The 17,009-nt window shown below is 63.1% G+C and carries 17 protein-coding genes; 7 read left to right on the top strand and 10 right to left on the bottom strand.

Features of this window, described 5'->3' with window-relative positions; translation table 11 throughout:
* The first annotated feature begins 82 nt into the window (after nt 1-82).
* The gene (locus GRI42_RS06340; protein ID WP_160607474.1) at nt 83-2,020 is read left to right on the top strand and encodes a potassium transporter Kup; all 1,938 of its coding nucleotides are present in this window, start codon (nt 83-85) and stop codon (nt 2,018-2,020) included.
* A gap of 73 nt (nt 2,021-2,093) precedes the next feature.
* Nucleotides 2,094-2,564, top strand: a complete 471-nt coding sequence (locus GRI42_RS06335) for a hypothetical protein (protein WP_234033873.1) — start codon at nt 2,094-2,096, stop codon at nt 2,562-2,564.
* On the opposite strand, the gene GRI42_RS06330 is transcribed toward GRI42_RS06335, so the two are convergent.
* The 5 genes from GRI42_RS06330 to GRI42_RS06310 are packed head-to-tail and all read right to left on the bottom strand — an operon-like array spanning nt 2,565 to nt 7,795.
* The gene (locus GRI42_RS06330; protein WP_407692154.1) at nt 2,565-3,212 is read right to left on the bottom strand and encodes an inner membrane-spanning protein YciB; all 648 of its coding nucleotides are present in this window, start codon (nt 3,210-3,212) and stop codon (nt 2,565-2,567) included.
* Nucleotides 3,209-4,132: a signal recognition particle-docking protein FtsY gene (ftsY, locus tag GRI42_RS06325; protein WP_160607471.1), complete on the bottom strand. Its 924-nt coding sequence runs from the start codon at nt 4,130-4,132 to the stop codon at nt 3,209-3,211. The genes GRI42_RS06330 and ftsY overlap by 4 nt, the downstream gene beginning before the upstream one ends.
* Entirely contained in the window at nt 4,129-5,304 is a 1,176-nt protein-coding gene (locus GRI42_RS06320; protein ID WP_160607470.1) for a MiaB/RimO family radical SAM methylthiotransferase, read from the bottom strand. The genes ftsY and GRI42_RS06320 overlap by 4 nt, the downstream gene beginning before the upstream one ends.
* The gene (gene dapF / locus GRI42_RS06315) at nt 5,301-6,110 is read right to left on the bottom strand and encodes a diaminopimelate epimerase (protein ID WP_160607469.1); all 810 of its coding nucleotides are present in this window, start codon (nt 6,108-6,110) and stop codon (nt 5,301-5,303) included. The genes GRI42_RS06320 and dapF overlap by 4 nt, the downstream gene beginning before the upstream one ends.
* 41 nt (nt 6,111-6,151) lie before the next feature.
* Nucleotides 6,152-7,795, bottom strand: coding sequence for a putative bifunctional diguanylate cyclase/phosphodiesterase (locus GRI42_RS06310; protein ID WP_325065307.1), 1,644 nt, complete (start codon nt 7,793-7,795; stop codon nt 6,152-6,154).
* Nucleotides 7,796-7,997: 202 nt separating this feature from the next.
* On the opposite strand from GRI42_RS06310, the gene GRI42_RS06305 reads away from it, so the two are divergent.
* Together GRI42_RS06305 and GRI42_RS06300 are read left to right on the top strand one after the other, a co-directional pair.
* Nucleotides 7,998-8,408, top strand: coding sequence for an EVE domain-containing protein (locus GRI42_RS06305; RefSeq protein WP_160607468.1), 411 nt, complete (start codon nt 7,998-8,000; stop codon nt 8,406-8,408).
* 115 nt (nt 8,409-8,523) lie between these two features.
* Nucleotides 8,524-8,706 (top strand): CsbD family protein, encoded by a 183-nt coding sequence (locus tag GRI42_RS06300; RefSeq protein WP_160607467.1) that lies wholly within the window; start codon nt 8,524-8,526, stop codon nt 8,704-8,706.
* Between the two features lie 71 nt (nt 8,707-8,777).
* On the opposite strand, the gene GRI42_RS06295 is transcribed toward GRI42_RS06300, so the two are convergent.
* On the bottom strand, nt 8,778-10,445 hold the full coding sequence (locus GRI42_RS06295; RefSeq protein ID WP_160607466.1) for a thiamine pyrophosphate-binding protein: 1,668 nt from the start codon (nt 10,443-10,445) through the stop codon (nt 8,778-8,780).
* A 149-nt stretch (nt 10,446-10,594) separates the two neighbouring features.
* Here GRI42_RS06295 and GRI42_RS06290 point away from each other — a divergent pair, with 149 nt between their 5' ends.
* Nucleotides 10,595-10,789 (top strand): hypothetical protein, encoded by a 195-nt coding sequence (locus tag GRI42_RS06290; RefSeq protein WP_160607465.1) that lies wholly within the window; start codon nt 10,595-10,597, stop codon nt 10,787-10,789.
* Here GRI42_RS06290 and GRI42_RS06285 read toward each other — a convergent pair whose 3' ends face one another.
* A complete protein-coding gene (locus GRI42_RS06285) occupies nt 10,790-12,133 on the bottom strand; it encodes an MFS transporter (protein WP_160607464.1) in 1,344 nt (447 codons plus the stop codon).
* Nucleotides 12,134-12,247: 114 nt separating this feature from the next.
* On the opposite strand from GRI42_RS06285, the gene pgsA reads away from it, so the two are divergent.
* On the top strand, nt 12,248-12,841 hold the full coding sequence (pgsA, locus tag GRI42_RS06280; RefSeq protein ID WP_160607463.1) for a CDP-diacylglycerol--glycerol-3-phosphate 3-phosphatidyltransferase: 594 nt from the start codon (nt 12,248-12,250) through the stop codon (nt 12,839-12,841).
* Here the strand turns inward: pgsA and GRI42_RS06275 are convergent.
* Complete coding sequence (locus tag GRI42_RS06275) at nt 12,838-14,304, bottom strand: oligosaccharide flippase family protein (RefSeq protein WP_160607462.1); 1,467 nt, start codon at nt 14,302-14,304, stop codon at nt 12,838-12,840. The two genes, pgsA and GRI42_RS06275, sit on opposite strands and share 4 nt — an antisense overlap.
* 199 nt (nt 14,305-14,503) lie before the next feature.
* Here GRI42_RS06275 and GRI42_RS06270 point away from each other — a divergent pair, with 199 nt between their 5' ends.
* Nucleotides 14,504-14,773: a hypothetical protein gene (locus tag GRI42_RS06270; RefSeq protein ID WP_160607461.1), complete on the top strand. Its 270-nt coding sequence runs from the start codon at nt 14,504-14,506 to the stop codon at nt 14,771-14,773.
* On the opposite strand, the gene GRI42_RS06265 is transcribed toward GRI42_RS06270, so the two are convergent.
* A complete protein-coding gene (locus tag GRI42_RS06265; protein ID WP_160607460.1) occupies nt 14,770-15,666 on the bottom strand; it encodes a hydrogen peroxide-inducible genes activator in 897 nt (298 codons plus the stop codon). The genes GRI42_RS06270 and GRI42_RS06265 overlap by 4 nt on opposite strands.
* Nucleotides 15,663-16,865, bottom strand: a complete 1,203-nt coding sequence (rnd, locus tag GRI42_RS06260; protein WP_160607459.1) for a ribonuclease D — start codon at nt 16,863-16,865, stop codon at nt 15,663-15,665. Before rnd ends, GRI42_RS06265 begins: the two co-directional genes overlap by 4 nt.
* Nucleotides 16,866-17,009 lie beyond the last annotated feature (144 nt).

Here is a 17,009-nt window from a genome sequence, read left to right as displayed (position 1 = left end):
GTGCTAAGCGCCGCGACCTTGCGAAGAGCACGGGCCCTTCGGGACAGGCAGACCATCTGATGCAGCCGGACACCATCTTCCCATGAGCGACAGCGCGACCGTAGGTGATACGGCCCCCGAGGGCGCATCCGGCCAGCATGGCAACGGGCACGCCGCCTCGCGCACTGCCCTGGCAGTGGGCGCGATCGGCGTCGTGTTCGGCGACATCGGCACCAGTCCGCTCTACGCATTCCGCGAAACCTTCTCCGGCGCGGTCGATATCGCGATTGACCGGATGCACGTGCTCGGCGTGGTCAGCCTCATTTTCTGGTCGATGACGATCGTCGTGGCGATCCAGTACGTCACGATCCTCATGCGTGCCGACAACAAGGGGCAGGGCGGCAGTCTCGCCCTGATCGCGCTGATCAGCCGCCACATCGGGCAATCGAGTTACGGCTGGCTGGTCGTCTTGCTGGGGGTCTTCGCAACCTCGCTCTTCTACGGCGACAGCATGATCACACCGGCTATCTCCGTCCTTTCTGCGGTGGAGGGCCTGACAGTGGTCGACCACAGGCTCGACCCGCTGGTTATCCCGATCGCCCTTGTCCTTCTGGTACTCCTGTTCCTCTTGCAAAGCCGTGGCACCGCCAAGGTCGGGGCGCTGTTTGCGCCCGTGATGATCATCTATTTCATCACGCTTGCAGGCCTGGGTCTCAACCAGATCTTCAAGAACCCGGACATCCTGTGGGCGCTCAATCCCTATTACGCCTTCATGTTCTTCGTGACCGACGGGGTTATCGCTTTCCTTGCCCTCGGCGCGGTAGTTCTGGCCGTGACGGGTGCGGAGGCGCTCTATTCGGACATGGGGCATTTCGGCCGCGGACCCATGCGCCTTTCGTGGTTCGGCTTCGTGATGCCGTGCCTGCTGCTCAATTACTTCGGGCAGGGCGCGATGATCGCCGGCCTGCCGCCAGAACAGGCGGCAGAAGTCGTGAAGAACCCGTTCTTCCTGTTGGCGAGCGAGGAATATCGCCTGCCGCTCGTGATCCTCGCGACAATGGCGACCTTCATTGCGAGCCAGGCGGTAATCTCGGGCGCGTTCTCGATCACGCACCAGGCGATGCAGCTCGGCTTCATGCCGCGCCTGTCGATCCGCCACACGAGCGAAACCGAGGCCGGCCAGATCTACATCCCGATCATCAACTGGGCGCTGATGGTGGCCGTGATCGTACTCGTGCTGACCTTCCAGAGTTCTTCCAACCTCGCTGCCGCCTACGGCATCGCGGTGACCGGCGCAGTCACGATCGACACTATCCTGATGGGTGTCCTGTTCGTGGGCGTATGGAAGTGGAAATGGTGGGTCGCGCTGCCGATCGTGCTGTTCTTCCTCATCGTCGATGGCGCTTACTTCGCCGCGAACCTCGTGAAGGTGCCTGATGGAGGTTGGTTCCCGCTGGTCGTCGGCCTTGTCGCCTTCACCCTGCTGACCACCTGGGCCAAGGGTCGAAAGCTGATGCGCGACCGCATGAGCGAGACCGCGCTGCCGATCGAAATCTTTGCCAAGAGTGCGAAGAATTCGGCCACCCGCGTTCCGGGCACGGCAATCTTCATGGCCAGCCAGACGGCGGGCGTGCCTTCGGCGCTGCTCCACAATATCAAACACAACAAGGTGCTCCACGAACGCGTGGTCATCCTGACCGTGCTGATCGACGACACGCCCTATGTCGATGCGGTGCACCGTTGCGAAATCCATGATCTCGGCGACGGTTTCTACCGCGCGGTCCTGCATTACGGCTTCATGCAGGAAACCGATGTCCCGCAGGGGCTGAAAGAGATGGAGCGCTGCGGCGGCAAGTTCGACATGATGCACACCAGCTTCTTCCTCAGTCGCCAGACGCTTCTCGCCAGCGACAAGCCGGGCATGCCGATCTGGCGCGAGAAGATCTTTGCCTGGATGCTCAGGAATGCAGCGACAGCGATGGATTTCTTCCGCCTGCCGACCAATCGCGTAGTGGAACTGGGGAGCCAGGTCGAGATCTAGCCAATCAGGAACGACCGCTCCGCCCGTTCATAATTCAGGCATGAAGGAGCTTGTCACCTGTTACCGTTGGCCGTTGGCCACCTTCCTGCTTGCCGCGTTAGTGGGATACGGTGCGCGGTCCGCTATCGGCCGTGTCTACAGCGCCGCAGAGGCGGTGGACCTTCTCAATGCCCTGTCGCGCGCCGGCCTATATCTCGGTTCGGCCATCGCCACGGCATCGGCCACGATCATTGCCCTGATGCTGACGCTGGTCGGGATGATCCGCCGCATGGACGAGGATTTCGACCACTCCGCCTATCGTGATGTGGCAATGGTCGGGCGATTGTCGGCGCTCACCTTGCTCGTTTCGCTGTTCCTGCTGATGGCGTTCGCGCTGCCGATCGGCGAATTTGAGGAACTGCCGCCGGCGTGGTTCAAGAACGTCTATGACGGCCTATTCGCCGGAACCGTGCTGATGGTCGGCCTGTCGGCCGCAACGGTGGTGCTGATCTACACCACGCTGATGCGGGTAATGATCAAGATCACGCCGGGAGACGATGTCTGATCAACCGGTCGGCGGTTCGTCCTGCATCACTTCGTCCGTGTCCTCGAACGAGAGGCCATGGCGGAGCAGCATCGGAATCTGCGTGAAGGTGAACAGGAAGCTGAGCGGCAGGAACACCCACAGCTTCGCCCAGAGCCATCCTTCGAAGCTCATGGTTCGCACGAGCACTTCGTTGAGCGCGGCGAGTGCGAAGAAGAAGATGCCCCAGTTGCGCGAAAGCTTGAGCCAGCCGTCATGCGTCACACCCTCGAAGGCGGCACCGAGCAGGACCTGCAGCCACGCCCTGTCGCGCAGCCAGCCGATGATCAGCACGACGCCGAACAGGACGTAGATTGCAGTCGGCTTGAACTGGATGAAGCGTTCGTCGCGCAGCCAGATGGTCAGCGCGCCGAAACCGACGATCAGTGTGGTCGAGAGGATCAGCATCGGGCTGACCTTGCCGAATTTCCATTTGCTGAAGACCAGCGCGACCACGGCAGCGACCATGAAGGCCACCGTGCCGTAGATGACCGCAGCGATCTCGCCAAAGGTGGAATCAGCGGGCGGCTGGGAGAATTTGTAGACGCCGAGGAAGACCAGCAGCGGGCCGTAATCGACCAGCGTGTGCAGCCATCCGGTGGGTTTCTTCTCGCTCGTTTCGGCCATCATGCAATCCCCGCGATGACACGCGCGACAAGGTCGGGATCGAACGGGCGCAGGTCGTCGATTTTCTCGCCCACGCCGATGGCATGGATGGGCAGGCCGTATTGCTCGGCTGCCTGCACCAGCACGCCGCCGCGTGCCGTGCCATCGAGCTTCGTCATGACCAGGCCGGTGACACCGGCGACCTCCTTGAAGACATCGATCTGCGAAAGCGCGTTCTGCCCGTTGGTCGCATCAAGCACCAGCACCACGTCGTGCGGCGCTTCGGGGTTGAGGCGGCCGAGGACTTTGCGGATCTTTGCCAGCTCGTCCATCAGCTCGCGCTTGTTCTGCAGGCGTCCGGCAGTGTCGACAATCAGCACGTCGGTGCCGATTTCCGTGCCCTTCTTGACCGCGTCGAACACGATCGACGCGGGATCGCCGCCTTCGGGGCCGCGCACAATGGGCACGTCCACCCGGTCGGCCCAGGTCTGGAGCTGGCCGATGGCCGCCGCGCGGAAAGTATCGCCTGCCGCCAGCATGACGGCGTAATCGTCTTCCTTGAACAGGTGGGCCAGCTTGGCGATCGTCGTGGTCTTGCCACTGCCATTGACGCCGATCACCAGCACGACTTGCGGGCGCGGGAAGGCCGTGATTTCGAGCGGTTTGGCAACAGGGCGCAGGATGGCGGCGATTTCTTCCGCCACCGCTTCCTTCAGTTCCTGCACGCTGATTTCGAGGCCGAAGCGCTTGTCCTTGAGCTTGGCGCGGATGCGCGCGGCGGCACTCGGGCCGAGGTCCGACATGATCAGCGCATCTTCGACATCGTCGAGCGTGGCATCGTCGAGCCGCGCCTTGCTGACCACCTCGGTGAGGTTTTCGCTCAGGCGTTCCGACGTCTTCTTGAAGCCGCCGAACAGGCGCTCGGTCCAGCTGGGTTTACTCATACCAGGAGGTCGTCCTCGATAGTCTTGGGGGCGATCGTCACGATCCGCCCGGCCTTTGTACCCGCGGGCATCCGTACCCGTGCGAAGTTTTCGGAATAGCCCGTCCCGTCACGTTCGGCGAGGACGGAGAGCGGCTTATCGACGAGCGTGGCCAGCCACTCTGCGCGCACCTTGGCGACGCCTGCGCGCAATTCGCCAGCACGGCGCTTTACCACCTCCCGCTCCACCTGCGGCATGCGCGCGGCAGGTGTTCCGGGTCGCGGAGAGTAGGGGAAGATATGCCCGTGCACGATGCCGAGTTCTTCAATGATCGACAGGTTCGCAGTGTGGTGTTCCCCGGTTTCGGTCGGGAAACCGGCGATGAGGTCGGCCCCGATGGCGATGTCAGCCCGGCGACGTTTGAGTTCCGTTACGAGTTTCACGGCATCGGCGCGGCTGTGCCGGCGCTTCATGCGCTTCAGGATGAGATCGTGGCCGTGCTGCAGCGAAAGATGGAGATGCGGCATGAGGCGGTGCTCGGCCGCGAACAGCTCGAACAGTTCCTCGTCCACCTCGATCCCGTCGAGCGAGGACATGCGCAGGCGCGGCAATTCGGGAAAGCTGTCGAGTACGGTGCGCACCATCGCGCCAAGCGCAGGTCGGCCGGGCAGGTCGTGACCCCATGAAGTCACGTCGACGCCGGTCAGGACGACCTCCTGCGCGCCTTCCGAAACATGGCGAGCCACTTCCGCGACCACTTCGTCCACGGTCAGCGAGCGGCTGGTTCCGCGTCCCTGGGGGATGACGCAGAAGGTGCAGGCATGATCGCAGCCGTTCTGGACCGCAACGAAGGCGCGGGTGCGCTGCATGGCTACCGGCGGCGGCGATTGCGGGACGTTCCACGCGCGCGGGTCTAGCTTGGCGGTATTGGCGACAAGGCCGTCGACCTCCGGCATTGCGGCGATAGCATCACGCTCCACCTCGGCGGCGCAACCGGTGACGATGAGGCGAGCGTCGGGATTGGCGCGGCGCGCGCGGCGGATGGCCTGGCGCGTCTGACGCACCGCCTCGCTGGTCACGGCGCAGCTGTTGACGACGACGAGCTCGGTCTCGCCCGCCAGCATCGCGCGGATGCGTTCGCTTTCGGAAATGTTCAGGCGGCAACCTAGCGAGACGACTTGCGGCGCATTCATGCGTAGTCGGCCCATTCGAAGCTGCCGCGGAAGCTTTCGGTCGCAGGACCGGTCATGCGAATGCTGCCGCCTTCGCTCCATTCGATCCGGAGATCGCCGCCGGGCAGCGTCACCGTGACCTTGGGCTCGACAAGGCGGCGGCGCATGGCGTGGACTGCCGTGGCACAGGCACCCGTGCCGCAGGCGAGGGTAAGGCCGGCACCCCGTTCCCAAACCCGCAGGCGAATGTGGTCGGGTGCCACGATGGTGGCCACATTGACGTTCACCCGTTCGGGGAACAGCGGATCGTTTTCGATCTCGGGGCCGAGACGATCGAGCGGGACTGCATCGGTATCGTCGGCGAAGAAGATTACATGCGGATTGCCCACGTTCACTGCGCCGGGGTTCTCCAGCATGTCCCAGGCGACCGGCATGGACAGCGTGTCCATCGGGTAGGCGAGGGGGATCGCTTCCCAGTCGAAACGCGGCACGCCCATGTCCACGCTCGCCCCGCCTTGGGTAGGTGACGCCAGCAGCAGGCCACCGGCGGTGGCGATGCGCGCTTCCTTGCCGTGGAGCATGGCAACGGCGCGGGTCGCATTGCCGCAGGCGCCGACTTCGCCGCCGTCGTGATTGAAGATGCGCATCGCGAAGTCTGCATCCGCGCTCGGCGCGAGAAGAATGAGCTGGTCGCAGCCGATACCGGTAAAGCGGTCGGCCAGCCGCCGCACCGTTTCGCCGGTCAGTTCGGGCACGTCGTCGACGCGCGCATCCAGCACAACGAAGTCGTTGCCGAGGCCGTGCATCTTGATGAAGGGAACGCGCATTATGGCGCGCATCTATGCCCTCGCGGGCCTAGCGTCCAGTATCAGCCGGCGCGCTGGTCTACCGAAGACTTGCCGCTGCGCTTCTCGCGCTGTTCGGCAAGGTCCACCACCTGCTCCGACGGGCCGGCAAGAAGACCGTGATCGGCAAGCCTCTCGCGAACCTTGTCCGCCGGCTCGGGGCGGCCATAGTGATACCCTTGGCCTTTCATCTTGCCGAGGCGCTTCAGGGCCTCGAGGATGGTTTCGTTCTCGATCCCTTCGGCGGTGATCGGCAGTTTCAGGCCATCGCTCATGGCAATGATCGCATTGACCAGCGCATCGCCATTTTCCTGCTGGCGCAGTTCGCCGATGAAGCTGCGGTCGATCTTGAGCCGGTCGAACGGCAGGCTGCGCAGCTGCGAGAGGCTGGAATAGCCCGTCCCGAAATCGTCGAGGCTGACATGCACGCCCTGGTTGCGCAGGCTGGTAATCATCGACCGGACCATGCCGACATTTTCGTGCAGGCAGGTTTCGGTGATCTCGATGTCGAGCCGGTTGGGCGGGAAACGGTGCGCCACCAGCAGCTTGAGGATTTTCTGGGCGAACCAAGGATCGCGCATCTGCACGGGCGAGATGTTGACCGACAGGGTCAGTTCCGGGTCCCATTCCTTCGCATCTTCGAAGGCCTGGGCGATGAGGTTTTCGGACAGTTCGCCGATGGCACCGATTTCCTCGGCGATCGGGATGAAGATGTCGGGGCCGACCACGCCCAGTTCGGGCGATTCCCAGCGGGCCAGCATCTCGAAGCCGACCAGCTGGTCGGTCTCAAGATCGACCTGCTGTTCGTAGTAGGGGACGAATTCGCCGTTTGCGATGCCTGCGCGGATGCCGGCTTCCAGCTTGTTGCGGAAACGCAGTTCGTTTTCCATCGGCGCTTCGAACCAGTAGTAGCGGTTCTTGCCCTGCTTCTTGGCGTGATACATGGCGATATCCGCCTTGTGCATCAAGTCCTGGGCCGCACTGTCAGCAGCCAGATCCTTGTCCAGGTGGATAGAGCTGGCGATGCCGATGGACACCGTCACGTCGAGCGATACGCCCTCGTGCGAGACCGATGTCGCCACGGCTTCGATCATGCGGGTCGCGAGGTGCTCGATCCGGTCCGACACATTCACGTAGTACGGAACGACACAGAGGAATTCGTCGCCGCCGATACGAGCGAGGACGCCGCCTGCCGGCAAGGTGCGCTCGATCCGCTGCGCCGTGGCACGCAGGACGGCATCGCCCGCCATGTGTCCGTTGAGGTCGTTCACCTGCTTGAAGTTGTCGAGGTCGACCGCGATGGCAGCCAGTGCCCTTTCGTCGCTGCATTCGGTCTTGAGCAGGACCGCGAGACGGTCCGCGAAACTGCGCCGGTTGAGGCAGCCGGTAAGATCGTCGATTTCTGCAAGGCGACGCGCTTCCTGTTCAGACTTGCGGCGTGCGACCAGTTCGGTGTTCAGCGCCTTGTAGCGGTGCCAGCCCAGCAAGATCAGCGCGATGTTGAGGATCAGCGCATTGGTCAGGATGATGTCCGGTCCGCCTGCGCTTCCGGTCCAGGTCTTGAAAACATTGGGCAGGGCAACCCCTGCAGTGCCGACGAACAGGATCATCGCGGCAAAGGCGATGCCGCGCGTCAGCAGGTCATGCGGAGCTTTCGGCAGCCGCACTTTCGCTTCCTTGTCAGTCCGTTCCCTGGTGGGTTCCTGGCCCAATTTGTCCCCCGCGACACTCTTGTCAGATCGCTGTTTCTACGGGGGGATATCTAAGAAGCGGTTAACCCCGCAGGGCGCCTGTGGAGGGGGTTCTGGCCATGCCGCGAAGCTCGCGCTAGGGCATCGCGGCAAGCAAGCACGAAGGAGATTTCCCCACATGGCCCGCTACTGGCTGATGAAGTCCGAACCGTTCAAATACAGCTGGGACGATCTCGTCGCGGAAGGCGAGGGAACCTGGGACGGCGTGCGCAATCACCGGGCCAAGAACAACCTTGCCGCAATGGAGGTAGGCGATCAGGCCTTCTTCTACCATTCGCGCGAAGGGCTCGAGATCGTCGGCATTTGCGAAGTCAGCGTGGCGGGAATCACGGATCCGACCGATCCCGAAGGCAAGTGGGCGGCGGTCAAGGTGAAGCCCAAGACCAAGTTGCCGCATGCCGTCACGCTCAAGCAGATCAAGGCCGAACCCCAGCTCGAAAATTGCGAGCTGGTGAAGCTGTCTCGCCTATCGGTGGCGGAGATCACCCCCGATGAATGGTCTGTCATTTGCTCGATGGCGGGTATTTGACTTCGTCGCTCGCCGTAAACAGCTGGCCGCAATGCACGGAACGCTCGCGTGCTGACCGGACTTACCCTTCTGTAACTACGTCACTTTTGGCGTATCAATCAGAAGGAGAGGCCCCATGGGCGAGCTTACCGAAAAGATCAAAGGCAATGCCAACGAACTGAGTGGCAACACCAAGCAAGCGATCGCCGAAATGACAGATAACGAGCGGCTCGAGCGCGAAGGCGAACGTCAGGAGCGCAAAGGGGAAGCCCAGCAGTTCGTCGGGGAAGTCGAAGGAAAGCTCGGAAACGACATCTGACCTTCGGACACTAAGTTCAAACACAGCGAGGAAGGGCCGTCTCCCGATTGAGGGAGGCGGCCTTTCACTTGTCAGCGATTGCGTAGTCCGCTGACGGTTGCGCCGCTGGCGGCAAGCTGTTCGACCTCGATTACGCAATGGATCAGTCGCAGGCCGTTTCGGCCCTGTGCGGCTACGAGCGCATCCTTGAACTCCTGCGTGGTTTCGGCGCGGGCGGACCAACCGCCATAGGCCGAGGCAAGCGCCGCGAAATCGGGGTTGGCGAGGCGCGTGCCGCTGATCCGCTCGTCCCCTGGAAATTCGCGTTCCTGGTGCATGCGGATCGTGCCGTAGGCGCCGTTGTCGACCACGATCACGAGGAGATCGGCTCCGTGTTGCACGACCGTGGCGAGTTCCTGGCCGTTCATCAGGAAGTCCCCGTCTCCAGCAACAGCCACGACCGTGCAGTCCTTGTGGCGTAGTGCGGCCGCAACTGCGGCAGGCACGCCGTAACCCATCGCGCCGCAGGTCGGTGCGAGCTGGCTGGGATAGCCTTCGTACCGCCAGTAGCGGTGCCACCAGCCAGCGAAATTGCCGGCGCCGTTGCAGATGATGCTGTCGGCAGGAAGCGTGTCGCGCATGAATTGCACGCAGGACGCCATGTCGAGCGCATAGTCGCCCGGCTTCGCGGTCGCCCAGGCCTGCCATTCGGCATTCGCCTCGGCACCGGCGTCGAAGTCGATGACGGAGCCATCGTCCCACAGCGCTGCACTTTCCGCGAACTCGTCCATCTCGGCACAAATGGCGAGATCGGCGGGGTAGACGCGATTAAGCTCGTTGGGATCGGGATGCACGTGCACCAGCTTGCGATCCTCGGCGATCAGCGGCGGGACCGTATAGCCATCGGTGGTCGCTTCGCCGAGGCGGGCGCCCACCGCCAGGATCAGGTCGGCATTCTTCACCCGTTCGACAAGCTTGGGGTTGGGGCCGTAACCCAGCGCGCCGGCATAAACGCGGCTTGAGGGCGATATCGCGTCCTGCCGGCGGAAGGCGGTGGCGACCGGGATGCCGATCCGTTCGGCAAAGAGCTGGAAATGCTCGCGCGCCTTGGCGTTCCAGCCTGCGCCGCCGATGATGGCAACGGGCGCTGCGGCATCGGCGATAAGGTCCATCATTGCCTGCATGGCGTCGGGGCAGGGGGCCTGTGCCGGACGCTCGACCCGCTTTCGCGGACGGGCAGAGGTCTCGTGGCTCAGCATGTCTTCCGGCAAGGCAAGCACGACCGGGCCGGGACGTCCGGAGATAGCCGTGGCGTAGGCGCGCGCGACGTACTCGGGGATGCGATCGGCCGAATCGATCCGCGTGGCCCATTTGGCGACAGGGCCGAAGAAGGCGGCAAAGTCGACTTCCTGGAAGCCTTCGCGGTCGCGCATGCCCGAATCGACATCGCCCACGAACATGATCATCGGCTGCGAATCCTGCATGGCGACATGGACGCCGATGCTGGCATTGGTCGCCCCCGGGCCGCGGGTCACGAAAGCGACGCCGGGCCTGCCGGTCATCGCTCCGTCGGCGCACGCCATCATCGCGACCCCGCCTTCCTGGCGGCAGGTCACGAGATCGATGGAATCCTGCCCTGCCAGCGCATCGAGCACCTGCAGGAAGCTTTCGCCGGGCACGGTGAAGATACGCTCGCACCCCTGTTCGATCAGGCAGTCGACGAGCAGCTTGGCTGCGGCGGGGGTGGGGCGCGTGGTCATGGCTGACGCGGTTAGCGCCCGGCGCTGGCCTGCGCAATCGCGCCGGCAATTCTTGCGCTTTATCCTCACCGGAAAGGCTTAATGTCCCGCATTGCGACAGCGCGTTTTCAACGGGACCCCGAAGGTTAAAAATGCGTTAAACCCGCATCATGAGACGCGCACTTGTCCTCAACAGCGAAGCAGCCCGCCACTGGCTGCGGGTCAGTCTTCCCCAGCGGCGGATGATGTTTGCCGACATCCCGCAGGACCAGCCGGTCGACTGGAAGCTGACCGCGTCCGACGTGCGCGGCGCTGCATCAGTCTATTTCGCGACCTTCGCCGCAGTCCTCGCCTTTATCGCCTGATCAGGCCACTTCGCGCGCGGCCGCCTGCCGCTCGGCATCCAGCAGTTTGCGCCCCAGCCATGCCGAAACAAGGCACATGGCGGCGCTGATCAGCACCTGCTCGACGATAGGCACGCCTGCAGCGCTCATCGCCATGGCGAGAAGAGACCCGCCAACCATCGCACCGGAATTGACGATATTGTTCGCCGCGATCGTGCGTGACGCCTTGTCGGGCGCGACGCGGGTGGTGAGGAAAGCATAGAGCGGGACCACGAACATCCCGCCTGCAATCGCAATGCCGAGCAGGCAGAGCAGCAGCACCGTTGCCATCGGCCAGGCAAGGAAGCCTGCCACATCCAGCAGTTCGGTCGGCTGGTCGGCCTGCCACAGCTTCGCCACGGCGTAGAAAGCTATGACGAAGAGGCCCATGACGATTACGGAAGGCGGCGAATAACGGGCCGATACCTGCCCCTTGAGAAGGGCGTTGATGGCGACCGAACCGATGGCGATGCCGACCGAGAAGACGACGAGGAACAGGCTCGCCACTTCCTTGCTCGCCATGATCACATTCTTGGCCAGCGGCGGGAACTGGATGAACAGCACTGCGCCGATGGTCCAGAAGAAGCTGATTGCGATGATGGCATAGAAAACCTCGCCCACGTGCATCGTCTCGCGCACGAGCTTCACCGAGGCGCGCAGGATGTGCCAGTCGAGCTGTTCCACCGTGCCTTGCGGCGGCGCGTCGGGAATCTGGCGGCTGACGAGATACCCCACGACCGAAGTCAGGATGATGCCTATTGCGGCCACTTCGACCGGTATCCAGCCTGCCAGGATCGTCCCTGCCAGGATCGCGATGTAGGTTCCGGCCTCCACAAGCCCCGTCCCGGCGAGCACTTCGTCCTTTTTCAGGTGCTGGGGCAGGATCGCATATTTGATCGGGCCCAGGAAAGTCGACTGCACCCCGGTCAGGAACAGGGCGAGGAGCATCAGGACGATGGGAAAGGTTGTCTGGATGCCGAAGAGCGACACGGGCATCTCGTACCCGCGCCATGCAAGGTAGAGCCCGCCTGCACCAATGATCATCAGCACGATCTCGCAGAACTTCACCTTGCGGATAATCGCCGCCTTGTCGCGCATGTCGGCAAGCTGGCCCGCCAGCGCCGAAAGTACGAAGAATGGCAGGATGAACAGTCCCGACGCAATGGCGCTGAACTGTCCTTCCGCCTCTTCCGAATTGTAGATCGAATAGACGACGAACAGCACCATGGCTGTCTTGTAGAGGTTGTCGTTAAAGGCGTTGAACAGCTGCGTGACGAACAGCGGCAGGAACCGCCTGCTGCGCAGCAAATGCGTTGATGTAAGCATGACCCCCCGTACGCAACCCCGCGTGCGCGGCCCTTGTGAGGAACAACACGGCGGCGGACAAGGACATTGTGCGGCTTTTGCGGCGGACCGTTTGTCGTTAGGGGGAATGCCATCATGTTGAGCCTGCCCAACATCCTCACGCTGTCGCGCATCTTCGCGATCCCGCTTCTGGCCTTCCTGTTGTGGTGGCCGGGCTGGGAAACCGGCTATCTTGCCGCCTTCGTGCTCTACTGCGCGATGGGGATCACCGACTATTTCGATGGGATGCTGGCGCGTTCCAGTGGCACGGTTTCCAAACTGGGCATCTTCCTCGATCCGATTGCGGACAAGATCATGGTCGCCTCGGTAATCCTCGTGCTGGCGGCCCAGGGCGTGCTGCGCGGTCCCTATGTCGGGGACATGCATGTCGTGGCGGGGCTCATCATCCTCGTGCGCGAAATCGCCGTCTCGGGCCTGCGCGAATTCCTTGGCGGCTTGCAGATTTCCGTTCCGGTGAGCCGGCTCGCCAAGTGGAAGACGACTTTCCAGCTAATGGCGCTGGGATCGCTGATCCTCGGCCAGGGCCTGCCGCGCTGGACGATGCAGATCGGCGATATCGTCGCCAACGTCCCGCACACCGTTGGCCTCGTATCGCTATGGGGTGCTGCCATCCTGACGCTTGTGACAGGATGGGATTACCTGCGGGTCGGCCTCAAGCATATGGACTAAAAGCGCGCGAGCAGCCTTCGGGCCACGCGCAGCATTTCGGCCTCGCTCGATTGAGGCCGTCCCGACACCAGCCAGAGCAGCATCAGTGCGGCGAAATAGGCCGCGGCACCAAGCGCGGCACGCCATACCAGTTCAACGAATTGTGACGGCGAGAGAACCGGCATCGCGTGGACGAGGAAATACATCGCCGTGCCCGCAAGGAACGGCCTTGCCACGGCTATAAGGAAGCTCGCCACATCATGCCGTGTGAAGTGCGCCATCACGCCAAGTCCGGCAAGCAGGGTCACCGCGCTCACTGCCATCCCGGTTTGAGCTATTGAAAGGGGACTTCCGCCCGCATGCGCGACCATGCCGACTGCGACTGCCAGCCCTGCCAGGCCAGCGATGCACAGGAGGCCGGAGGCTTTCTCGTGACCGCCGGCCTGCAACGATGAGGCGATCAGGCGGAATACGGCCATCAGCGCCGTAGCGACAGCAATGGGGGCGACAAGAGGCACTGCCGAGCCCCATTGCCCGCCCAGGAAGACCCGGATGAAGTGTTCGGCCACCGCTGCGAGGCCAAGTCCCATAGGCGCCGTGATCATCGCATAGGCACCCAGCGAGCGGGCAATTCGATCGCCCTGCGTGTCGAAGGCTCCGCTACGAGCCGTGGTCACAAAGGTCACGCGGTTGAGTGCCATGGCGATTTCCTGCGTGAGGATGTTCGACACGTCCTTGCTGACCGAAAAGGCACCCACGGTCCCCGTGTCGGCAGTACGGCCGACCACGATCCGTTCGACCTGGCTGTATAGAGTTTGCGCAACCACGCCTGAGAAGATCCACAGCGAAACGCCCAGGAGTTCGGCGCGGCGCGCCAGCGACAGGCGCGGGCGGTATGGCTGCATCGTGTAGGACAGGATCGTCAGGACCAGCGATTGCACGATCATGCCGACCACGAGCGCCCAGTAGGATCGCAGCCACAAGGCCAGCGCTACGGTGACGAAGAACGAGACGATCCGCGCCGTCGCCTTCATCTTGAGATCCCGCCCGAAGGCGAAATCGCGCTCGAACTCGACGACACCGATGTTGACGAGCCCCAGCATCACGAACCTTAGCGAGAGCGCGTAGATGACGGGTTCGACGCGCGGTTCACGGAAGAAGTCGGCGGCGGGGGCAGCAATCGCGAACAACAGCAGGCCAAGCGCTGTGAACATGATCAACTGGATGGTGAAAGCCGTGTCGTAATAATCCCGGTCCGGCTTTTCCATCCGCAGCAGGGCCTGCTTCATGCCGAGGTAGGAGAACGTCTCGACCAGCGCGACTGCGGTCATGGCGAGGCCGACGACGCCGAAATCGGACGGGGTGAGAAGCCGAGCGAGGATGAAGACCGAGACCAGCCCGATCGCGCGCAGCACCCAGGTCAGGGCAACCGCAATCGCCGCGCCTCTATAGACGCTGCCCCTGCCTGGCGATCCGCTGCTCATCGGCTGGCCGTGTCCTGCGGACGCTGTCGTACCGGCATGCTTCCCCTCGTGTGTCGCAGCCAGCGCTACGCGTTAGCGGCCCGGGATGCACCCAAAAATTGCGGGCCTGCGGGGGCGGAACGGGGGATCGACGGGACGAACGGGGGAAACCGGAGCGTGGTCAACGGTTCCTTTACCAAAGGCAATTAACAACGGTCGCATGGGTACGACCATACACATGATCCTTGCCGCGCTGCTCAAGGTCAGCGCAGTGGCAATCATCTTCAACGAGATCCGTGGGTTCATCCTCGCGGCGCCCGTCCTGTACGGCCTCTATCTTTCGGGCGGCACGGCCATGGCGATCTGGATCGCCTTCTGCTCGCTCGCCGGGATTGCCCTCAGCGTCATCGTCCCGATGTTTGCGGTGAAAAAGCTCGACAAGTTCGTGAAGTCGAAGGCCGCGAAGACCCGGGAACCGCTTACCGCCTAACCGGCGCGCAATTCTTCCGCCAACAATTCGAAATCGTCCCGGCGCGGGGAATTCTTGCGCCAGATGAGCGCGATCTCGCGGCTCGCCTGCTTGCTCTTGAGCGGGCGGGCGACGACATCGGTGCCGTTCAGGATACCGGCTTCCACGGCCATTTCCGGCAGCATCGTCAGACCGAGGCCGTTGTCGACCATCTGCACCAGAGTATGCAGGCTGGTGCCGATCATCGTGGCGCTTCCGCGCAGTTCGGGCCGGTTGCAGGCCGCCAGCGCGTGTTCCTTGAGGCAGTGCCCATCTTCCAGCAGCAGCAGTCGCCCTTCGTCGATCATGTCGGCTGACACCGTTTCGGGTGGATCGCGCGGATCGTCTTTCGGGAAGGCGACGTAGAGCGGATCGTCCGAGATATGTGCTTTCTCGACCTCGCCCGTGGCGAAGGGCAGGGCGAGCAGCACGCAATCGACCCTCCCGTGCTGGAGCGATTCGACCGCGTCGTGACTGGTTTCCTCGCGCAGGAACAGCTCGAGGTCGGGGCGCTCCTTGCGCAGACGCGGGAGGAAGCGCGGCAGGAGGAAAGGTGCGATCGTCGGAATGACGCTCATGCGCAGCTGCCCTGCCAGCGGCTTGCCCGCGGCCTGGACGAGGTCTGCCAGCTCTTCCGCCTCGCGCAGGATGCGGTGTGCCTTCTCCACCACCTGGTTGCCGAGCGCCGTGAAGCGGACGACCCGTCGGCTGCGCTCGACCAGCGTCACGCCCAGCAGCGACTCGAGCTCGCGGATGCCGGCCGAAAGCGTCGACTGCGAAACGAAGCTGGCCTCTGCCGCGCGGCCGAAATGGCCGTGCTCGTGCAGCGCGACGAGATATTGCAGCTGCTTGAGGGTGGGGAGGTAAGTGCTCACTCCGCGGCCTGTGCCTCGGTCAGTTCTTCGCCCATGTTATCGACGTGGGTCATCAGCAGCTTGCCGTCCTTGACCGCGAAGGCCAGTCGCCCCTCGACCAGTTCGAGCGCGTCCTTGCCGAAAACTTCGTATCGCCAGCCTTCGAGGATGGGCAGCTTGCGTACGCCAGCCGCCAGTGCTTCCATCTCGTCCGCCTTGGTCAGCAGGCGGGCGGCGACGTCGATTTCGCGGGCACGGATCTTGAGCAGTAGCTTGAGCAGGTCCGCCACCAGCGCGCCTTCCTTGCCCAGCGGAGCGCCGCGCTTGGGCTTGTCGGGCATTTCTTCCTTGGTCAGCGGCTCGGCTTTTTCGATGACCTTCATCAGCCGCTTGCCGATGTCGTTGTCCTTCCACGCGTTCGACAGGCCGCGCACCTTGGTCAGGTCGACCTGCTTCTTTGGCGGGTGACTGGCGATGTCGGCGAGCGTTTCGTCGCGCATGATGCGCCCACGCGGGATGTTCTTGTGCTGCGCTTCGCCTTCGCGCCATGCAGCCAGTGCCTTGAGGCGGCCAAGCACGGTCGGATTGCGACCGGGCGAGCGGATGCGCTTCCACGCGATGTCGGCGTCATTGGCATAGTTCGCCGGATCGGCGAGCTTGTCCATTTCCGCATCGAGCCACGCACCGCGGCCAGTCTTCACCAGCTTTTTGAGGATCTTGGGAAAGATTTTCGAGAGGTGGGTCACATCGCCGATGGCATATTCGATCTGCCGGTCGGTCAGCGGGCGGCGGCTCCAGTCGGTGAAGCGGGCGCCCTTGTCGACCGTGATGCCCAGCCAGCTTTCGACGAGATTGGCATAGCCGATCTGCTCCGACTGGCTGATCGCCATCATCGCGATCTGCGTGTCGAAGATCGGGTGCGGCGTCTTGCCGGTGAAATTGTAGACGATCTCGACGTCCTGTCCGCCGGCGTGGAAGACCTTCAGGACTTCCTCGTTCTCGCACATCAGGTCCCACAGGGGTTTCAGGTCGATGCTGTCGGCCAGAGGGTCGATGGCCGCGGCTTCTTTTTCGTTGGCGATCTGCACCAGGCACAACTCCGGCCAATAGGTGTTCTCGCGCATGAATTCGGTATCGACAGTGACGAAATCGCTTTTCGCCAGGCGTTCGCACAGGTCTGCGAGGGCCTCGGTAGTCGTAATCAGGTCGTGTATCTTCATCGTGTCTTTTCTTGCTCTTGAGCGGAGTACCGCTCTCGCACCGCAGCGAGCCTTGACAAAAACCCGCAGGTGCCCTGTTAGCGCGCGCGATTCCTGCTAGAGGAGCGCGACGCCGCGCCCCTAGCGCCATAGCTCCGAAAATGG

Origin of the sequence: Qipengyuania gaetbuli, assembly GCF_009827315.1 — a bacterium.
Classification (GTDB): domain Bacteria; phylum Pseudomonadota; class Alphaproteobacteria; order Sphingomonadales; family Sphingomonadaceae; genus Qipengyuania; species Qipengyuania gaetbuli.
This window is presented reverse-complemented; position numbering and strand designations above follow the sequence as displayed.

Excerpts from the sequence above, each read along its gene's own strand:
- GRI42_RS06305 (WP_160607468.1), top strand. The coding sequence starts at position 7,998 with ATGGCCCGCTACTGGCTGATGAAGTCCGAACCGTTCAAATACAGCTGG.
- GRI42_RS06300 (WP_160607467.1), top strand. The coding sequence starts at position 8,524 with ATGGGCGAGCTTACCGAAAAGATCAAAGGCAATGCCAACGAACTGAGT.
- GRI42_RS06340 (WP_160607474.1), top strand. The coding sequence starts at position 83 with ATGAGCGACAGCGCGACCGTAGGTGATACGGCCCCCGAGGGCGCATCC.
- GRI42_RS06295 (WP_160607466.1), bottom strand. The coding sequence starts at position 10,445 with ATGACCACGCGCCCCACCCCCGCCGCAGCCAAGCTGCTCGTCGACTGC.
- ftsY (WP_160607471.1), bottom strand. The coding sequence starts at position 4,132 with ATGAGTAAACCCAGCTGGACCGAGCGCCTGTTCGGCGGCTTCAAGAAG.
- pgsA (WP_160607463.1), top strand. The coding sequence starts at position 12,248 with ATGTTGAGCCTGCCCAACATCCTCACGCTGTCGCGCATCTTCGCGATC.
- GRI42_RS06320 (WP_160607470.1), bottom strand. The coding sequence starts at position 5,304 with ATGAATGCGCCGCAAGTCGTCTCGCTAGGTTGCCGCCTGAACATTTCC.
- GRI42_RS06330 (WP_407692154.1), bottom strand. The coding sequence starts at position 3,212 with ATGATGGCCGAAACGAGCGAGAAGAAACCCACCGGATGGCTGCACACG.
- dapF (WP_160607469.1), bottom strand. The coding sequence starts at position 6,110 with ATGCGCGTTCCCTTCATCAAGATGCACGGCCTCGGCAACGACTTCGTT.
- GRI42_RS06270 (WP_160607461.1), top strand. The coding sequence starts at position 14,504 with ATGGGTACGACCATACACATGATCCTTGCCGCGCTGCTCAAGGTCAGC.
- rnd (WP_160607459.1), bottom strand. The coding sequence starts at position 16,865 with ATGAAGATACACGACCTGATTACGACTACCGAGGCCCTCGCAGACCTG.
- GRI42_RS06275 (WP_160607462.1), bottom strand. The coding sequence starts at position 14,304 with ATGAGCAGCGGATCGCCAGGCAGGGGCAGCGTCTATAGAGGCGCGGCG.
- GRI42_RS06285 (WP_160607464.1), bottom strand. The coding sequence starts at position 12,133 with ATGCTTACATCAACGCATTTGCTGCGCAGCAGGCGGTTCCTGCCGCTG.
- GRI42_RS06290 (WP_160607465.1), top strand. The coding sequence starts at position 10,595 with ATGAGACGCGCACTTGTCCTCAACAGCGAAGCAGCCCGCCACTGGCTG.